Here is a 16,217-nt window from a genome sequence, read left to right on the forward strand (position 1 = left end):
CCATGGTTGCAGGCTAGGGTCCGGGACACCGTTCGTCCCCGACCGGAAGGCACCCTGATGGACACCGTCGAACAACGGTTGGCCCGGCTCGAAGCTCTCGAAGAGATCAGGATGCTCAAGCATCGCTACTTCCGGGCGTGCGATGCCAAGGACCCGGACGCGATGCGCAGGTGCTTCGTCGCGCAGGGCGCCGACATCTACTACGGACCGGCGCTGGGTAGCTTCGACGACGCCGACGCCCTGGTCGACATCTACTCCCGGATCGCTCTCGAACGGGTCGACGACCGCTACGTCGTGCTCGACATGCATCACGGCATGCATCCGAGCATTCACCTGACCGGGCCCGACACCGCGACCGGCGCCTGGACGCTGCGGTTCCGGCAGGTGGATCTGCGTACGCGCACCGAACGGGTCACCGCGCTCGACTACGACGACGACTACGTGGTCGAGAACGGCGAATGGAAGATCTCCCGCTGCCACGTGAAGGTGCTGTGGTCGATCCAGCGGGCTCTCACCGACGACGTGGAAGTGGTGCAGTGATGGCAGAAGCCAAGGTTGCGCTGGTCACCGGCGCGAGTCGCAGCGTGGGCAAGGGCATCGCGTGCGCGCTCGGCTCCGACGGCTGGACCGTCTACGTCACCGCGCGCGGTCCCGTCGGTGTCGACGGACCGCTCGACCACACCGCGGCGGAGGTCACCGAACGCGGCGGACGAGGTATCGCCGTGCAGTGCGACCACCGCGACGACGCACAGATTCACGAACTGTTCGGCCGGATCGCCGACGAGCAGGACTCCCGCCTCGACCTGCTCGTCAACAACGTGTGGGCGTCACCGCCGGGGTTCGCAGGTTTCTCCGAACCGTTCTGGAAACGCCCGATCGGCGACTGGGACAGACTGATCGGCGTCGGTCTCCGCGCGCACTACGTCGCCTCCGTCGAGGCCGCGCAGCTGATGGTGCCACGCAACAACGGGATGATCGTCAACATCTCGTCGTTCGGCACCCGCGGGTACCTGCATTCGGTGCTGTACGGCATCTCGAAGGCCGGCCTGGACAAGATGGCCGCCGACATGGCCGTCGAACTCAGGGGCACCGGGATGACCACCCTGTCGCTGTGGCCGGGACTGGTGAAGAACGAAGCCATGCTCGCCCGAGGCATCGACAACTTCGAGGGCTTCTCGTTGGCCAACGCCGAGACACCGGAGTTCATCGGACGGGTGATCGTCGCGCTCGCAGCCGACCCCGAGGTGAACGCGCGCAGCGGCCGCACCCTCATCACCGCCGAGACCGCACTCGACTACGGCATCGTGGACGTCGAAGGCAACCAACCCGATTCACACCGGGACATCTTCGGAGGCGGGCCGTTGTTCTGATGGGTGCACGTGGCAGGCGACCTGTCCCCCTCCTGCCACTTCGGTGACAGCCGGTCGACTCTCCCGGCACACCGGCATGACCAGTGGGCAACGGGTGCTGAAGGCGCACCCTGTCGGCGGGTTCGCCGGATCGGGCAGTTCTCCACTCAGGCGAATGCGCTCTCGGCGGCGTTGCCGTGCCGGGTCCGGGACGGGGACCGCGGACAGCAATGCTTGCGTGTACGGATGCGCCGGTTCGGTGAACAGACGTTCCGTCGGTCCCCATTCGACGATTCGCCCGAGATACATCACGGCCGTGGTGTGGGCGATGTGACGCACCACCGCCAGATCGTGCGCTATGAACAGGTAGGCGATGCCCAGTTCCGCGGAGAGCTGTTCGAGCAGCGCGATGACCTGATTCTGCGTCGAGACGTCGAGCGCGCTGACGGCCTCGTCCGCGATCACCAACTTCGGTTCCACGGCGATGGCACGCGCGATGGCGATGCGCTGGCGCTGTCCACCGGAGAACTCGTAGGGATACCGATCGGCGTGCTCCGCGCGCAAACCGACCTGCTCGAGCAGCCGACCGACCTTGCGGCGTCGGTCGTCATCGGAGAGATCGGTATGTACCTGCAGGGGCTCGGCGATCGCATCCCCGACCGTGTGCGAGGGATCCAACGAGGAATAGGGATCCTGGAAGACCATCTGCATATGGCGTCTGGCGGTGCGGAGTTCACTTCTGCTCAGTGCGGTCACGTCTACACCGTCGAGCACGACGGATCCCTGAGCGACATCGACGAGCCGCAGGATTCCACGGGCCGTCGTCGACTTGCCCGAACCCGACTCACCGACCAAGGCGAACGTTTCACCAGGGAAGATGTCGAAATCGACCCCATCCACGGCGCGTACTACCTGCTTCCGGCGCGCCGTTCGGCGACCGACGGGGAACTCCACGCGCAGCCCACGCACCGTCAGCAATGGTTGCTTCGTCTCGACGGCGGTGAGTTCGACGGTCATCGGTTTCCCTCCAGCATCAGATCGGTCACCCGTGCACAGCGAGACATGCGCTCGTTCTCCAGCACGTGGAGCGGTATCACGGCATCGCATTCGTCGCGGCGATGCGCACAGCGCGGTCCGAAGCGGCACCCCCTCGGCATCGATCCGGGTGCGGGCGGAGCACCGGGGATGGTGTGCAGATCGCTGCGACCGTCGATGGTCGGGACCGACCGCAGCAGACCTTGTGTGTACGGGTGCTTCGGAGTCGCGAACAGTTCTTCGGTGCGGGCCTTCTCCACCACCTGTCCGGCATACATGACCACCACCTCGGTGCACAGATCGGCCACCACCCCGAGATCGTGTGTCACGAACAGCACGCCCATCTCGAACCGTTCTGCCATGTCCCTGATCAGATCGAGCACCTGAGCCTGGATGGTGACGTCGAGTGCCGTTGTGGGTTCGTCCGCGATGAGGAGGGACGGTTCACACGCGAGCGCCATCGCGATCATGACCCTCTGACGCATACCGCCCGAGAACTCGTGCGGGTACTGACGCACTCGGCGGGTCGCATTCGGGATACCGACGAGGTCGAGCACCTCTACGGCGCGCGCCAGTGCCACCTTCCGGTTCACGCCTCGGTGTCGCCGCACCACTTCGGAGATCTGGTCCCCGACCGTGAAGACCGGGTTCAGACTCGTCATCGGTTCCTGGAAGATCATCGCGATGTCGTTGCCGCGTACGTCCGCGAGTTCGCGTTCCGGCATCGTCAGCAGATCACGTCCGCGGAACCGGATACCTCCGGAGACGATGCGGGACTGATTCGCCGGCAACAGTCGTAGGACGGACGAACAGGTGACAGATTTGCCGGAGCCGGATTCACCGACGAGCCCGACGAGTTCGCCGGCCGCCACATCGAAGGAGACGTCCTGCAGGACCGATGTCCAGCCGGAGCCGGTCGCAAATTCGACGCCGAGGCCGTCGACGCGCAGCAATGGTTCGGTCATCGTTCACTCCGGTTCTCGCGGCCCACCGAGTCACGGATGCCGTCACCGAGGGTGTTGCAGGCCAGAACGGCCAGGATGATCACCAGGGCCGGAATCACCACCGGCCAGGCCGTGTAGTTCCACGCTTCGCGCCCTTCTGCGAGCATGCGACCCCAACTCGCCTCGGGCGGCTGGACACCCAACCCGAGAAAACTGAGCGACGACTCGGCGAGCAACGCGAACCCGCACGCCAGGCTGATCTGGACGATCAAAGGGGACAGCGTGTGCGGGAGTACATGCATGCGCACGATCCGCGCGGTCGGAGTGCCGATACTGCGGGAGGCCTCGATGAAGGTGCTCTCACGTACTCCGATCACAGCCCCGCGTACCACGCGGAAGAATCTGGGACCGAACACAATTCCGATCGCGATCATCGCGTTGGTGAGGTTGGTGCCCATCACGCCGACGATGGCCATCGCGAGCAGCAACGGGGGGAAGCTGAGAAAGGCATCGGCGACCCGCGAGAGGATCGTGTCCCACCAGCCGCCGAGGAACCCGGCGATCAGGGCAGGCACGACACCGATGAGCAGTCCGACCGACACCGAGATGAGCGCCGCCGAGACTGCGACACGCGCACCGTAGAGCAACCGGGACAGCGTGTCACGACCCAGATTGTCGGTGCCGAGCAGATATCCGTCGGACAGTGGAGGCAGTCGGCGTGCGGTCAGCTCCTGCACGATCGGGTCGTGCGGAGCAATCAGAGGCGCAAGTAGTCCGAGAACCGCGATGAGGACGAGAAAGACGGCAGCGACCACGGCTCCCGGACGGTTCCGGAATCGGCGAAGGAACCTGTGACGTGGGGATTCGCCGACGGCTACGATCGTGTCGCCTGCCGGCTTCGTCGAGACGGTGATGTCGCTCATGCGGCGCTCCTTGTTCTCGGATTGAGGTAGCCGTAGGAGATGTCGACGAGCAGACTCATGATCACAGTGGCGAACACACCGAAGATCACGACTCCTTGAATGGCGGGCAGGTCTCCGGAGAGCACCGATTGCACCGCGAAATCTCCGAGACCCTTGAGACCGAAGACGGACTCGATGACGGCCGTACCGCCGAGCAGGAAGGCGATCTGCATGCCCAGGACGGTCGCCGTCGGGATGAAAGCGTTCTTCAGAGCGTGCTTCCACAGGACACTGCGCCGGCTCAGTCCCTTCGCTGTGGCAGTACGAACGTAGTCCTGCTGCATCACTTCGATCATGGAACTACGCAATTGGCGTGCGATCTCGGCGGCCGCGGCCAACCCCAGGGCGATCGCCGGCAACAGCAGGTGGCTGAGCCACGGCCACAACCCCTTTGCGAGCGGGGTGTATCCGGTGGCCGGGAGGGCTCGCAGGGTCAGGGAGAAGACGAGCACGAGGAGCAGACCCAGGACGAAGTTGGGTGTAGCGACGCCGAGTGTCGACCCCACGCCGGTGGCACGGTCCTGCCAACTTCCGGGCCTGCTTCCTCCGATGATTCCTGCCGGAATACCCACGAGAAGTGCCACGACCACGGCCACCATCGCCAACGAGAACGTCACCGGCAGACGATCGACGATCATCTCCAACACTGGGGCCTGGTACGTGAAACTCGTACCGAGATCGCCACGCACCAGTCCGAACAGGAAGTCGAAGTACTGCACAAGGACCGGTTGGTCGAGGCCGAGCTCCTCACGGACCGTCTCGATCTGCTGAGGTGTCGCCGACTCTCCGGCGATCCGGTGTGCCGGATCGCCGGGAATCAGGAAGATCAGACCGAAGGTGATGGCCGTGGCGATCATCAGCAACGGGACGACCGCCAGCAGCCGCTGTCCGATGAGTCGAAACATTCTGTGCTCCTTCGATTCACGATCCGTGTGCGATCACGGTCGCGAGGCTGTCCGTCGCGCCGTACGTCACGGGGCGGCCACTCCGACACCACGCCACTCGTCGACCACCCGATTGGGCTCGTAACCCGAGAGCCGATCCGATGCGACGGCACCGAGTTCGGCGAAGGCGATCGGCAGCATTGCCGCGTAATTCATCACCACGGCGTTCACCTCGCCGAGCAGCACCGAGCGCTCCTCGGGGTCGGTGGCGCGGTTGGCCGCTTCCATGGCTTCCCGGAATCCCGGAATCGCGTCACGGGAAGGATTCTGGGGCGAATCCTGACCGTAGAAGGAGGTCAGCAGTAGCGAGGGGTCCGCGCGGCCGACGAGCGTGGTGAGAATGGCATCGAGCTCACCGCGATTGAACGCGGGGTTGAGGTCAGTCGGCGTCATGGACCGGATCTCCATGGTGATACCGACGCGCGCCAGCTGCTCCTGCAGGATCTGCCCGATCATCTGGTTCTCGGGAAGATTGGAAACACCTGCTACGAAGGCGAATCCGTCCGGCACACCTGCTTCGTCGAGCAGCTGCTTCGCTTTGTCGGGATCGAAGGCGTATTGACCGTCGAGGGCCTCGTTGTGGGCGAAGTAGCCTGCCGGGAAGTTCTGGCTCGCGGGTTCACCGTGCCCCTCGAGCGCCGTCTCCACGACCGACTCCCGGTCCACTGCGTGGGCCAGCGCCTGTCGTACTTCGAGTTTGCCGAACTCGCTGCGAGTGCGGTTCAGGTTGAGCACGTAGTTGTTGAGGCTCGTCTGCACGTGCGTCTGCAGGCCCTGTTGTTCGGCAGGGTCGAGCGACATCGGTGTCGCCATGGCGGCGTCGAGCTGGTCGGAGGCGACCGCGTTCACGCGGGTCTGCGGATCGGTCATGACGACCCACTCGAATTCCGCGGCTTGTACCGCTTCCCGATCCCAGTAGTCGTCGCGGGCGGCGAAGCGGTACTGGGCACCCGGCTGGGACTGGACCACGGTGTACCGGCCGGCGCCCGCGGGGTCGAGTACGAGTGCGGCGTCCTTGTCGGGAGTTCCGAAAGCATTGGGGTTGACGATCATTCCCGGAAGGTCCGACAACGTGAGAACGAGTTGCCCGCCCGGACCGTTCAGGCGGAGCGCTACGGTGTGTGCGTCGACCGCCTCCACAGACTCGACGCCTGCGAGCATCGCGGCCGTGATCGAGTCGGGCTCCAGTGCGCGGCGCAGGTTTGCCACCACTGCAGGTGCGTCGAGCGGGGTTCCGTCCGCGAAGGTCACGTCCTGACGCAAGTTCAACGTCAGAGTGGAGCCGTCCTCGGAGAACTCCCAGGATTCAGCGAGCCCGGGCACCGGATCCGCATTTCGATCGCGATGTACCAGTCGGTCGTAGACGAGGTTCAGCATCGTCGAGTCACTGGTGATCCGGGTCTTGTGGGGATCGAACGACGACGCGCCATACGTCGTGGCATAACGCAGGGTCGCCTGCGGGTCGATCTCTGCGGTGGCGTCGGTTGCTGCCGACGTTCCGCAGCCGGCGAGAAGCAGTGCGGTCGCGAAGGCAGCAACGACCGAGGCCAGCGATCTACGAGACATGGGATTCCTTCGTTTCTGGGGTGGGCGGCCGGTCAGGAGGAAGCGATACCGACGCCACGCCATTCGTCGATCAACAGGTTCGTCTCGTATCCGACGACCTGGTCGGAGAGCGTCGATCCGAGTTCGAAGAAGACCAAGGGCACGGTGAGGACGTTGTCCATGGCGGTTTTCGAGACCTCTCCGAGCTTGTCCCCACGGGTCTGCAGGTCGGTCTCGCGGTTGGCGGAGTCGAGCGCCTCCTGGAAGCCCGGCGCAGTGGTACGGGAGGGGTTCTGAGGCGAATTCTCACCGTAGAGCGCGGACAGCAACAACGCCGGATCGGAACGACCGGTGAAGGTCGTGAGGAATGCGTCGGCGTCCCCTCGATAGAAGGTCGGTGACGCATCCGACGGGGGCAACGGTTCGAGTTTCATCTCGATGCCGACCTGTGCAAGTTGTTGTTGCACAATCTGCGCCACCTGCACGTTCTCGGGCAGATTCAGCAGGATGGCCGTGAACGAGAATCCTTCCGGCAGCCCCGCATCGGACAGCAACTGTCGTGCCCGGTCGGGATCGTACGGATAGTCGTCGGCGAGATCCGGGTCGTACGCGAAGTAGTCCTCCGGAAAATTCTGCGTGGCCGCTTCGGCGTGACCCTCCATCGCTGTGTCCGCGATGGCCTGGCGGTCGATCGCGTGAGCGATGGCTTTGCGCACGTCGAGGTTGCCGAACTCGCTGCGGTTCCGGTTGAAGTTGAGCGCCATGTGGTCGAGCCGAAGTGCTGTCTCCACCCGAAGACCCTGCTGTTCGGCTGCGTCGATCGTCAACGGCGTGGTGATTGCGACATCGATGTCCCCTGCCGACACGGCGCTCAGACGCGCCTGCGGATCGGTCATCACGGTCCAGACGAAGGTTTCGGTGCCGATCGCGTCGGGGTCCCAATAATCAGCTCTGGCGGTGAACTCGTACTCGGCACCCGGTCGGGACTCCGCGAGGACGTAGCGCCCTGCACCGGCGGGTGTGAGCGCGAGTTGGGTGTCCTTCTCCGGACTTCCGAATGCGTCCGGGTCGACGATCATCCCAGCAAGGTCGGACAACGCCAGCACGTACTGCGCGCCCGGACCGTCGAAGGTCAGCACGACCGTGCGGTCGTCCGTTGCGTCGACCCCGACCACGCCGGCCAGCATGGGTGCCGTGATCGAGTCGGGCTCGAGAGCACGTCGGAGGTTGGCGACCACAGCATCGGCGCCGAGGGCGGCGCCACTGGAGAAAGCCAGCCCGTCACGCAGGTGGAGTGTCAGCGTGGTCTCGTCGATTTCCCACGACTCGGCGAGCCCTGGGATCGGTTGGCCGGCTGCGTCACGGTGGACGAGGCGGTCGTAGACCATGTTGAGCATGGTGGCGTCGCTCGTGATCCGCGTCTTGTGCGGATCGAACGACGAGACGCCGAAGACGGTGGCGTAGTGCAGCGGAAGCGCAGGATCACCGACTCCGGAGTTCTCGGTGGCGGTCGACCCGCATGCGGTGAGCAGCACCGCACAGGTCCCGATCACTGCACCCAATGCACGGATCGGCGACCTCCTCGACACAGCAGGCATGCCGCCCCTCTCTCGAAATTGTTCGTGCGGACCGGTTTCGAGGCAGCCGTGACACGGCGACCTGGTTACGGACCGAAACTATGGGCCTGTGACGCGGCACACTCCGCAGGTCCCGCTGATCGAGATCGGCGAACCGGAAGGGAGGCTTCGGAGTCGAATCGAGGGGGAGGTTGTGTGCGTCGAATTCGCGAAAGTCGCACACAACCTCCTCTCCGATTGGGTGGCCCGGGGGAGGGGTGGTCAGAGCACCCTCGGAAGTCGTGTATGGTTGGACATGCAACGCGGGGTGGAGCAGCTCGGTAGCTCGCTGGGCTCATAACCCAGAGGTCGCAGGTTCGAATCCTGTCCCCGCTACCACTGACCGGCCCGGACTCACACGAGTCCGGGCCGGTTCTTTTGTGTCTGCCCCTCGGTCTCGGTACCGCTCCCCCCGGCAGCGCCCACCGAGTACATTTCGCCACAGAGTCTCTGCAGAGCGGAGGGTGTGATGACCAAGCGCGCAACCGTCGCCGATCGTCCACGAACTCCCCGCTGGCTCCGGCCCACGATCGTCGGTGTTCTGCTGGCCGTCGCCTTCTATCAGATGTCGGGTTGGCTCTTCCACAACCTGAAGGGCTTCCTCGGCCTGCTGTTCCTGGCGTGGTTGTTCAGCATCACCATCGAACCGATCGTCGACCGCCTCGAGCGGTTCGGGATGCGTCGCGGGGCCGGGACCGGCCTCGTGCTGTTCTCCCTGATCATGCTCACCGTCGGGTTCTTCGCGGTGTTCGGCACGCTCCTGTTCGAACAGATCGCTCAGTTGCTCACCACACTGCCGGACGCGCTCACGCGCATCACCGACTGGGCGAACCGCACCTTCGACACGAACTTCAAAACCGGGGACGAGCTGCTCAAGATCACTCCCGATACGCTTCGCGATCTCGCGCAACGCTTCACGCCCGGTGTCCTCGGTGTCCTCAGCACTCTGGTCGGTGCCCTGTTCCAGATCCTGACGATGCTGCTGTTCGTCTTCTACATGTCGGCCGAAGGGCCGAAGATGCGCCGGACGATCGCGAGCTGGTTCCCGGCCCGGCAGCAGCAGCTGATCGCGAACGTGTGGGAGACCTCGGTGGAGAAGGCCGGCGGCTACGTCGTCTCCCGATTGATCCTCGCCGCCGCCGCGTCGATCTTCACCGGAATCTTCTTCCTCATCATCGGGGTTCCGTACTGGCTGCCCCTCGCGATCTGGACCGGGGTGGTCTCGCAGTTCATCCCGACCCTCGGTACCTATCTGGCGATCGGGCTCCCCGCGCTCATCGCCGCGGTGCAGCATCCGCTCGACGGCGTGTGGGTGATCGCCTTCGGCACGGTCTATCAGCAGATCGAGAACTATGTGCTCCACCCGCGCATCACGGCCCGCACGGTGTCGATCCACCCGGCGGTGGCGTTCGGTTCGGTGATCGTCGGTGCCACACTGTTCGGCCCGGTGGGGGCGCTGGTGTCCGTGCCGGTGGTGGCGATCCTGCAGGCGCTCGCCGAGTCGTTCGGGCATCGCTACGAACTGATCCCGGAGGTGGGTGGGGAGGAACCGGAGCCCGACGCCCCGGAGCTCACGGCCGACAACGACGACTACGACTGAGGAACGAGAACGGGGCCGTACGCGAGATCTCCTCGCGCACGACCCCGTCGTCGATATCCGATCAGACGATCAGCTTCGCTGCCGTCGCTGCGACGACGTCCTCGGTGGTCACACCGGGCGCCGTCTCGACGAGCTTCAATCCCTCTTCGGTGACGTCGATGACCGCGAGGTCGGTGATGATGCGCTGCACGCATCCACGACCGGTGAGCGGCAGCGCGCACTCCTCGAGGATCTTCGGATCACCCTTCTTGGTGACGTGATCCATCATCACGATGACGCGCTTGGCGCCGTGGACGAGGTCCATCGCGCCACCCATGCCCTTGACCATCGCGCCGGGCACCATCCAGTTGGCGATGTCGCCCTTGGCGGAGACCTGCATCGCGCCGAGGACGGCGACGTCGATCTGGCCGCCGCGGATCATGCCGAACGACTGCGCCGAGTCGAAGTACGACGCACCGGGAATCGCGGTGATGGTCTCCTTGCCGGCGTTGATGAGCTCGGGGTCGAGTTCGTCCTCGGTCGGGTACGGGCCGACGCCGAGCACACCGTTCTCGGAGTGCAGGATGACCTCGACGCCGGGCTCGAGGTAGTTCGGCACGAGGGTGGGCATGCCGATTCCGAGGTTGACGTACTGGCCGTCCTCGAGTTCCTTGGCGACGCGTGCCGCCATCTCCTCGCGGGTCAGCCCCTTCTTCGTTGCCTGTGTCATGAGCGCACCGTCCGGTTCTCGATGCCGACCTCGACGGGGCCGACGTGTACGACACGCTGCACGTGGATGCCTGGCGTGTGGATTTCGTTGGGGTCGAGTTCGCCGGGTTCGACGAGGTGCTCGACCTGCGCGATCGTGATGCGACCCGAGGCGGCGGCCGGCGGGTTGAAGTTGCGGGCGCTCGCGCGGTAGACGAGGTTGCCGTGGCGGTCGCCCTTCCAGGCGTGTACGAGTGCGTAGTCGGCGACGATGCCGCGTTCGAGCACGTAGGTCTCGCCGTCGAACTCTCGGGTCTCCTTCGGCTGCGACGCGAGGGCGATGCCGCCGTGACCGTCGTAGCGCAGCGGAAGTCCACCCTCCTCGACGGCCGTGCCGACGCCGGCCGGGGTGAAGAAGGCGGGGATGCCCGCGCCACCGGCGCGCAGGCGCTCGGCGAGCGTGCCCTGCGGGGTGAGCTCGACTTCGAGTTCGCCGGCGAGGTACTGGCGTGCGAACTCCTTGTTGGAGCCGACGTACGACGAGATGGTGCGCCGGATGCGGCCCTTCTCGAGCAGCAGGCCGAGCCCGAAGCCGTCGGTACCGCAGTTGTTGCTGACGGTCTCGAGGTCGGTGGCGCCCTGTTCGAGCAACGCGTTGATGAGGATCTCGGGGATGCCGACCAGGCCGAACCCTCCGACGGCGATCGTGACGCCGTCGGGGATGTCGGCTACGGCCTCGGCGGCGGAGGCAACGACTTTGTCCATGTGTGCCACGATACCCTCAGGTGTACGTCATGTGAACTCCCGTCCGCAATGCGAACAAATCCGCGTAGGATCGTTGCGAGCGCAGAACTGCCGCACTAGCCTGTTCGCATAGCGTCCATCCGTCCACATAGCGAACGTTTCGGATCGGAGGTCCGTGTCCCCCTCATCCCCCGGCGTCGGATATCGGGGCCCGCTGTTCGATCCCGTCTTCGGCGCGGACGAACTCGGCGTCGCCCTGTCGGATCGCGCGTGGATCGGTGCCCTGCTCGACGTAGAGGTCGCACTGACCCGAGCGGCCGCCGCACTCGGCCGCGTCGAGAACACCCACGCCGACGCCGTCGCGGCAGCCGCGGCTTCCCTCGCCGAGGAACTCGATCCCGCCGACCTGGGTCGACGCTCCGCGGCGGGCGGCAACGCCGTCATCCCTCTGGTCTCCCTGTTGCGCGAGCGCGCCGACGCCCCCGCGCGGGCCGTGCACGTCGGCGCGACCAGCCAGGACGTGCTCGACACCGCGCTGATGCTGCTCGCCCGCCGCGCCGGAGGAATCGCCCTGGCAAACCTGCGCTCCGCGGCCGACGGCGCAGCCCGTCTCGCCGCCACCCATCGCGAGACACCGATGGTCGCGCGCACGCTCGGTCAGCAGGCGCTGCCCACCACCTTCGGTGCACTCGCAGCCGGCTGGCTCCTGTCCCTCGACGACGCCGTCGTCGAACTCGACCGCGTCCTGTCCACCCTGCCCGCCCAGTACGGCGGGGCCGCCGGCACGCTCGCCGCCGTCCATCCCGACGGTTTCGCGTTCGCCGACACCGTCGCCGATTTACTCGGACTCGTGCGTCCCGTCGCCCCGTGGCACACCGCCCGCACCCCCGTCACGACCCTCGCGAGCGCACTCGGTGTCGCCGCAGGCGCGGTCGCGAAGCCCGCCACCGACGTCGTACTCATGGCGAGCACCGAATTCGGTGAGGTGAGCGAGGATGCGCCCGGCGGGTCGTCGGCCATGCCGCACAAGCGCAATCCCGTCGCGGCGATCACCGCGCGTGCCGCCGCCCGGCGCGTTCCCGGTCTCGTCTCGACGATCCTGTCGTCGACCGACCACGAGTTCCAGCGCGCCGCCGGCGCCTGGCACGCCGAATGGGAGACGCTCGCCGACATCCTGCGCCTCACCGGCGGTGCCGCGCACCAGCTCTCGACGAGCCTGAACGGCCTGCACGTCCACACCGACGCGCTCGACCGCAATCTCGCCCTCACCGGCGGAGCGATCCTCGCCGAAAAGGTCACGGCCGCACTCGCCGAACACACCGACGACGCACGCTCGATCGTCACCGATGCGGCGGTCGCCGGCAGGTCGCTCGACGAGGATCCCGCCATCACCGACCATCTCGACCCGCAGGACGTGCGCGAACTTCTCGATCCCACGCGCTATCTCGGCCATGCCGCAGACATCGTCGACCGCGTTCTCGCCCGTCACGACAGCACGAACCGAACCACAGGAGATGCCCGATGACCGTCACGCTCAACTACGAACAGTACGGCGACCCCACGAAGCCGACCGTCCTGTTCCTCGGTTCGCTGGGTTCGGACCTGTCGATGTGGGGACCGCAGATCCACGCCCTGGCGACCGACTGGAACATCGTCGCGGCCGATCATCGCGGGCACGGCGCGTCCCCTGCCCCGTCCGGTCCCTACACGATCGAGGAGCTCGCCGGTGACGTCGTCGCCCTGCTCGACTCACTCGGACTCGACGCTGTGCACTACGTCGGCCTGTCGCTCGGCGGTGCCGTCGGACAATGGCTCGCCGCGCATCACCCCGAGCGCGTACACACGCTGACACTGCTGTGCACCTCGCCGGCCTTCCAGCCCGCCCAGCCCTGGTACGACCGGGCAGCATCCGTCCGCAACGACGGCTTGGCCTCCATCGCCGATTCGATCGTCTCGCGGTGGTTCACTCCCGAACTGGCCGAACACGATCCGGAGCTCGTCGCCCGCCACGTCGAGATGGTGAAGGGCACCACAGACGAGGGCTACGCCGCGTGCTGCGAGGCACTGGCGACCTGGGACGGCCGTCCCGACCTCGCCCGGATCGTCGCGCCCACGCTGGTGATCGCCGGTGAGCAGGATCCGGCCACCCCGCCGTCGACGATGCAGCAGCTGGCCGACGGGATCGCCGACTCGGACTTCCACGTCCTCTCCCCCGGCGCACACCTCGCCAATGTGGAACAGGCGGGACGGGTCACGAAGCTGATCCGCGAACACATCTCGTCGCGCGCCACGCCGTCCGCCGCGCACCGCACCGCGGTGTTCGAAGAGGGCCTGCGGGTGCGTCGTTCCGTCCTCGGCGACGCGCACGTCGACCGGTCCATCGAGTCGGCCACCGAATTCACCCGACCCTTCCAGGATTTCATCACCCGCACTGCGTGGGGCGACATCTGGGCACGCCCGGGTCTGGACCACCGCACCCGCCGGCTGCTGACCCTCGCGATCCTCACCGCGGTCGGCAACGAGCACGAACTCGACATGCACATCCGTGCCGCCCTGCGCGCCGGGATCGATCCCGACGATCTCGTCGAGGTCTTCCTGCACACCGCGGTCTACGCGGGTGTCCCCAACAGCAACCGGGCGTTCGCGCTCGGCAAGCAGGCACTCGCCGACACCGAGGGAGGCGCGGGCTCGTGAGCACTCCCGACCTCACCGCTCCCGAGGTCGTTCGCGAGAACCCTGGGGCGTCACCCGATTACGTACAATCGCTGGCGCGTGGCCTCTCGGTCATCAAGGCCTTCGGTGCGCACGCCCCGCGGCAGACGCTCTCCGACGTCGCCCGCGCGACCGGTCTCACCCGCGCCACCGCGCGTCGATTCCTGTTGACGCTCATCGAACTCGGTTACGTCCGCACCGACGGATCCCAGTTCTGGCTCACCCCACGGGTGCTCGAACTCGGCTACAGCTACCTGTCGGCATTGACGCTGCCGGAGGTCGCACGACCGCACCTCGAAGCGCTCGCCGAGAAGGTCAAGGAATCGACCTCGGTCTCGATGCTCGACGGCACCGACGTCGTCTACGTCGCGCGAGTTCCCGTCAGCCGCATCATGACCGTCACCATCACCCTCGGCACCCGCTTCCCCGCGTACGCGACCTCCATGGGACGCGTGTTGCTCGCCGGCCTCGACGACGACGAACTCGACGCCTACCTCGCACACGCCGAGTTCGCGCCCATCACCGGCAACACCGTCACCACCGCCGAGGAACTGCGTGCCGAGATCGCCACGGTGCGACGCAACGGATACTGCATCGTCGACCAGGAGCTCGAAGAGGGCCTGCGCTCGCTCGCCGCACCCATCCGCGACGCGTCGGGAACCGTTGTGGCGTCGGTGAACCTGTCGACCCACGCGGCCCGCTACCGGATGGAAACCGTGCACGACGAGCTCGTCCCGGCGTTGCTCGCCACCGCCGGAGCGATCTCCACGGATCTCGCCCGCACCCAGACCCACCAGTGAACAACCCCGATCGAGGTACATCATGACCGACGTAGTGATCTGCGAACCCCTGCGCACCCCGGTGGGCAGGTTCGGCGGTGTCCTGAAGGACATCGCACCCGAGGATCTCGCGGCCACCGTCATCCGCGAACTCGTCGCACGCACCGGCATCACCGGTTCCGACATCGACGACGTCTTCCTCGGCCAGGCCTCCCCCAACGGTGAGGCCCCCGCCCTCGGCCGCGTCGCCGCCCTCAACGCCGGTCTCGGCGTGGACGTTCCGGGCCTGCAGGTCGACCGCCGCTGCGGCTCGGGTCTGCAGGCGATCGTGCAGGCCGTCATGCAGGTGCAGACCGGCGCGAGCGACCTGATCCTCGCCGGCGGTGCCGAGTCGATGAGCCAGGCCGAGTTCTACGCCACCGGCATGCGCTGGGGCGTCAAGGGCGAAGCCGTCGCCCTGTCCGATCGTCTGGCCCGGGCCCGCGTCACCGCCGGTGGCCGTGACTTCCCCGTGCCCGGCGGCATGATCGAGACCGCCGAGAACCTGCGCGCCGAGTTCTCCATCAGCCGCGAGGACCAGGACGCCCTGGCCGTGCAGTCGCACCAGCGCGCCGTCGCCGCCCAGAAGAACGGTGTGTTCGCGCAGGAGATCGTGCCCGTCACCGTGCCGCAGCGCAAGGGCGATCCGCTCGTCGTCGACACCGACGAGCACCCCCGCGCCGACACCTCGATGGAGACCCTCGCCAAGCTGCGCCCGATCCGCGGCAAGGTCGATCCCGAGTCGACCGTCACCGCCGGCAACGCCAGCGGCCAGAACGACGGTGCCGCCCTCGCGATCGTCACCACCGCCGAGAAGGCCGCCGCGCTGGGTCTGCGTCCGCTCGCCCGCCTCGCAAGCTGGGCGGTGGCCGGTGTGCCCCCACGCACCATGGGCATCGGCCCGGTGCCCGCCAGCGAGAAGGCCCTCGGCCGCCTCGGACTGACCCTCGCCGACATGGACGTCATCGAACTCAACGAGGCGTTCGCCGCCCAGGCCCTCGCGGTCACCCGCTCGTGGGGCATCGAAGCCGACGACCAGCGCCTGAACCCCAACGGCTCCGGCATCTCGCTCGGACACCCGGTGGGCGCGACCGGCGGACGCATCCTCGCCACCCTGCTGCGCGAACTCGACCGCCGTGAGGGTCGCTACGGACTCGAGACGATGTGCATCGGCGGCGGCCAGGGGCTCGCCGCTGTGTTCGAGCGCATCGCCTGACGGCGACCGACGGCGTTCGAGCGCATCGCCTGACGGCGACCGACG

Annotated in this window: 15 protein-coding genes and 1 tRNA gene; 8 read left to right on the plus strand and 8 right to left on the minus strand. The window is 66.6% G+C overall.

Annotation, left to right across the window (positions count from 1 at the left end):
* Positions 1-57: 57 nt before the first annotated feature.
* Positions 58-540, plus strand: a complete 483-nt coding sequence (locus C6Y44_RS23275) for a nuclear transport factor 2 family protein (RefSeq protein WP_016695862.1) — start codon at positions 58-60, stop codon at positions 538-540.
* Entirely contained in the window at positions 540-1,370 is an 831-nt protein-coding gene (locus C6Y44_RS23280) for an SDR family NAD(P)-dependent oxidoreductase (RefSeq protein WP_159417286.1), read from the plus strand. The genes C6Y44_RS23275 and C6Y44_RS23280 overlap by 1 nt, the downstream gene beginning before the upstream one ends.
* Here the strand turns inward: C6Y44_RS23280 and C6Y44_RS23285 are convergent.
* From C6Y44_RS23285 to C6Y44_RS23310, 6 genes are all read right to left on the minus strand, one after another.
* Positions 1,332-2,366, minus strand: coding sequence for an ABC transporter ATP-binding protein (locus C6Y44_RS23285; protein WP_159417285.1), 1,035 nt, complete (start codon positions 2,364-2,366; stop codon positions 1,332-1,334). The two genes, C6Y44_RS23280 and C6Y44_RS23285, sit on opposite strands and share 39 nt — an antisense overlap.
* Complete coding sequence (locus C6Y44_RS23290) at positions 2,363-3,349, minus strand: ABC transporter ATP-binding protein (protein ID WP_159417284.1); 987 nt, start codon at positions 3,347-3,349, stop codon at positions 2,363-2,365. Before C6Y44_RS23290 ends, C6Y44_RS23285 begins: the two co-directional genes overlap by 4 nt.
* A complete protein-coding gene (locus tag C6Y44_RS23295) occupies positions 3,346-4,251 on the minus strand; it encodes an ABC transporter permease (protein ID WP_159417283.1) in 906 nt (301 codons plus the stop codon). The genes C6Y44_RS23290 and C6Y44_RS23295 overlap by 4 nt, the downstream gene beginning before the upstream one ends.
* Positions 4,248-5,195, minus strand: coding sequence for an ABC transporter permease (locus tag C6Y44_RS23300; protein ID WP_016695867.1), 948 nt, complete (start codon positions 5,193-5,195; stop codon positions 4,248-4,250). The genes C6Y44_RS23295 and C6Y44_RS23300 overlap by 4 nt, the downstream gene beginning before the upstream one ends.
* A gap of 66 nt (positions 5,196-5,261) precedes the next feature.
* Complete coding sequence (locus tag C6Y44_RS23305) at positions 5,262-6,800, minus strand: ABC transporter substrate-binding protein (RefSeq protein WP_174246972.1); 1,539 nt, start codon at positions 6,798-6,800, stop codon at positions 5,262-5,264.
* A 32-nt stretch (positions 6,801-6,832) separates the two neighbouring features.
* Positions 6,833-8,377 carry an ABC transporter substrate-binding protein gene (locus tag C6Y44_RS23310; RefSeq protein WP_037192294.1) on the minus strand — a complete coding sequence of 515 codons (1,545 nt, stop codon included), beginning with the start codon at positions 8,375-8,377 and terminating at the stop codon, positions 6,833-6,835.
* A gap of 280 nt (positions 8,378-8,657) precedes the next feature.
* Between C6Y44_RS23310 and C6Y44_RS23315 the strand changes: the two genes are divergently transcribed.
* Positions 8,658-8,734: transfer RNA gene (locus tag C6Y44_RS23315), tRNA-Met, on the plus strand.
* Between the two features lie 130 nt (positions 8,735-8,864).
* Positions 8,865-9,995, plus strand: a complete 1,131-nt coding sequence (locus C6Y44_RS23320; protein WP_159417282.1) for an AI-2E family transporter — start codon at positions 8,865-8,867, stop codon at positions 9,993-9,995.
* A 61-nt stretch (positions 9,996-10,056) separates the two neighbouring features.
* Here the strand turns inward: C6Y44_RS23320 and C6Y44_RS23325 are convergent, their stop codons facing one another.
* Positions 10,057-10,704 carry a CoA transferase subunit B gene (locus C6Y44_RS23325; RefSeq protein WP_159417281.1) on the minus strand — a complete coding sequence of 216 codons (648 nt, stop codon included), beginning with the start codon at positions 10,702-10,704 and terminating at the stop codon, positions 10,057-10,059.
* Positions 10,701-11,447 carry a CoA transferase subunit A gene (locus tag C6Y44_RS23330; protein ID WP_016695872.1) on the minus strand — a complete coding sequence of 249 codons (747 nt, stop codon included), beginning with the start codon at positions 11,445-11,447 and terminating at the stop codon, positions 10,701-10,703. Before C6Y44_RS23330 ends, C6Y44_RS23325 begins: the two co-directional genes overlap by 4 nt.
* Before the next feature lie 154 nt (positions 11,448-11,601).
* On the opposite strand from C6Y44_RS23330, the gene pcaB reads away from it, so the two are divergent.
* Genes pcaB through C6Y44_RS23350 form a run of 4 tightly spaced genes read left to right on the plus strand, consistent with a single transcriptional unit; the run spans position 11,602 to position 16,172 of the window.
* Positions 11,602-12,951, plus strand: coding sequence for a 3-carboxy-cis,cis-muconate cycloisomerase (gene pcaB / locus C6Y44_RS23335; protein WP_159417280.1), 1,350 nt, complete (start codon positions 11,602-11,604; stop codon positions 12,949-12,951).
* Positions 12,948-14,120 (plus strand): bifunctional 3-oxoadipate enol-lactonase/4-carboxymuconolactone decarboxylase PcaDC, encoded by a 1,173-nt coding sequence (gene pcaDC / locus C6Y44_RS23340; protein ID WP_159417279.1) that lies wholly within the window; start codon positions 12,948-12,950, stop codon positions 14,118-14,120. Before pcaB ends, pcaDC begins: the two co-directional genes overlap by 4 nt.
* The gene (locus C6Y44_RS23345; protein ID WP_159417278.1) at positions 14,117-14,938 is read left to right on the plus strand and encodes an IclR family transcriptional regulator; all 822 of its coding nucleotides are present in this window, start codon (positions 14,117-14,119) and stop codon (positions 14,936-14,938) included. The genes pcaDC and C6Y44_RS23345 overlap by 4 nt, the downstream gene beginning before the upstream one ends.
* A 22-nt stretch (positions 14,939-14,960) precedes the next feature.
* Positions 14,961-16,172 (plus strand): acetyl-CoA C-acetyltransferase, encoded by a 1,212-nt coding sequence (locus tag C6Y44_RS23350; protein ID WP_159417277.1) that lies wholly within the window; start codon positions 14,961-14,963, stop codon positions 16,170-16,172.
* Positions 16,173-16,217 lie beyond the last annotated feature (45 nt).

It is taken from the genome of Rhodococcus rhodochrous, assembly GCF_014854695.1.
GTDB lineage: Bacteria > Actinomycetota > Actinomycetes > Mycobacteriales > Mycobacteriaceae > Rhodococcus.

Coding starts and splice junctions, on each gene's coding strand:
- C6Y44_RS23275 (WP_016695862.1), top strand. CDS start 58: ATGGACACCGTCGAACAACGGTTGGCCCGGCTCGAAGCTCTCGAAGAG.
- C6Y44_RS23280 (WP_159417286.1), top strand. CDS start 540: ATGGCAGAAGCCAAGGTTGCGCTGGTCACCGGCGCGAGTCGCAGCGTG.
- C6Y44_RS23285 (WP_159417285.1), bottom strand. CDS start 2,366: ATGACCGTCGAACTCACCGCCGTCGAGACGAAGCAACCATTGCTGACG.
- C6Y44_RS23290 (WP_159417284.1), bottom strand. CDS start 3,349: ATGACCGAACCATTGCTGCGCGTCGACGGCCTCGGCGTCGAATTTGCG.
- C6Y44_RS23295 (WP_159417283.1), bottom strand. CDS start 4,251: ATGAGCGACATCACCGTCTCGACGAAGCCGGCAGGCGACACGATCGTA.
- C6Y44_RS23300 (WP_016695867.1), bottom strand. CDS start 5,195: ATGTTTCGACTCATCGGACAGCGGCTGCTGGCGGTCGTCCCGTTGCTG.
- C6Y44_RS23305 (WP_174246972.1), bottom strand. CDS start 6,800: ATGTCTCGTAGATCGCTGGCCTCGGTCGTTGCTGCCTTCGCGACCGCA.
- C6Y44_RS23310 (WP_037192294.1), bottom strand. CDS start 8,377: ATGCCTGCTGTGTCGAGGAGGTCGCCGATCCGTGCATTGGGTGCAGTG.
- C6Y44_RS23320 (WP_159417282.1), top strand. CDS start 8,865: ATGACCAAGCGCGCAACCGTCGCCGATCGTCCACGAACTCCCCGCTGG.
- C6Y44_RS23325 (WP_159417281.1), bottom strand. CDS start 10,704: ATGACACAGGCAACGAAGAAGGGGCTGACCCGCGAGGAGATGGCGGCA.
- C6Y44_RS23330 (WP_016695872.1), bottom strand. CDS start 11,447: ATGGACAAAGTCGTTGCCTCCGCCGCCGAGGCCGTAGCCGACATCCCC.
- pcaDC (WP_159417279.1), top strand. CDS start 12,948: ATGACCGTCACGCTCAACTACGAACAGTACGGCGACCCCACGAAGCCG.
- C6Y44_RS23350 (WP_159417277.1), top strand. CDS start 14,961: ATGACCGACGTAGTGATCTGCGAACCCCTGCGCACCCCGGTGGGCAGG.